We start from the raw sequence: 1,199 nt of genomic DNA, 5'->3' as shown, positions 1-1,199 counted from the left end.
TCGTCGGCGCCCCACAGTCCGTTCAGGCCCTGCGCGTCGCTGCCGCCGTGGATGCGCTGGTGCAGCAGGCGGTAGCGCCGGCCTGTGCCGTCGCTCAGCGAGACCAGGCGGCCTGCGGGCAGCGGTTCCGGACTGCCGTTGACGTCCGGGGCCGTGGTCTTGCCGTCGCTGTAGTGGTAGAGCTGGCGGCGTCCGAAGCGGTCGATCTGGGCCATGAGGCGCCAGGGACCATCGACCGACTCACCGGGCGGGGGGCCAAAGCCCCAGAGGGTGTCGCCATCGCCGCTGAAGGCCAGGATGGCCTCGGGATTGCACGCCAGCGCCGCCTCCACATGCGACCAGCGCGGGTTCGCAGCCCAGGGCGCTGTGCCGCCGTCCGGCTCCGGGCTGCCGCCGCGCAGCAGCCAGATGTCTTCGCTGGCACTGTGCAGCTGGCCGCCCGGGGCCAGAGGCTGGTCGAAGGTGATGACGCGGCCGCTGGCGTCCAGCAGCAAGGTGGCCTCTTCCTGCAGGCGGATGCTGAGCTCCTGCAGCAGGTGCCAGCCATGGCCCAGCAGGCCGCAGGCCGCGCCGTGCTCGGGGTTGACGTAGCTGCTGTACTGGCGCTGCCAGGCCACGGGCAGCGCAGCCGAGGGCAGGGCGAAGTCCAGGTCTTGTGCGCCCAGCAGGACCTTGGCGCCGAGCTGGGGGTTGACGGGGGAGCTGACGGTGATGCCACCTGGGCAGACGGAGCAGGCCAGGCCCCCCTGGCTGCCGATGAGCACGGTGCGCGAGCCGGTGACGATCTTGCCCTTGACGACGCTGTCGGTGATGCGGGCTGCGGGTTGGCCACTCATGCGAGGCTGCTCCTGGAGAGGTGAGAGAGAACGGGACGGCGGATGCGGAAGATGCGGGGAATGCAGGGGCTGCAGGACATGCGGGCCTCAGCAGTTGAGCCGGTCCATGGGCGAGAGGATCTGGATGTCGCCGGGCGTGATGCGGATGGTGCTTTCGCCGCAGGTCAGCAGGATTTCCTGCTGGGCTTCGAGCCGGATCTTGGCGGCATTGAGCTGGATGCTTTGTCCATCCATGGTGAGCTGGGAGGCCTTGCCGCCTCCGCCTGCACCCCCACCGCCGCTGCCACCACCGCCACCGGGCGCCGTGATGTTCATGGCCATGCCGCCACCGGCGCCACCTCCCGCGCCACCGCCACCTCCGCC

Annotated in this window: 1 protein-coding gene and 1 pseudogene; both read right to left on the bottom strand. The window is 70.7% G+C overall.

What is annotated here, in order from left to right:
* Nucleotides 1–836: DUF6531 domain-containing protein (locus ACF8ME_RS24275; RefSeq protein WP_392418508.1), on the bottom strand; the 836-nt coding region annotated here is incomplete at its 3' end.
* An 87-nt stretch (nucleotides 837–923) separates the two neighbouring features.
* Nucleotides 924–1,199, bottom strand: a pseudogene (locus ACF8ME_RS24270) (type VI secretion system tip protein VgrG); the annotation flags it as partial.

Origin of the sequence: Delftia sp. WSY_7 (assembly GCF_043104845.1) — a bacterium.
In the GTDB taxonomy this organism is placed as follows: Bacteria; Pseudomonadota; Gammaproteobacteria; order Burkholderiales; family Burkholderiaceae_C; genus Comamonas; species Comamonas tsuruhatensis.
The sequence above is the reverse complement of the archived record's forward strand: the minus strand, read 5'-3'. Positions and strand labels throughout refer to the sequence as shown.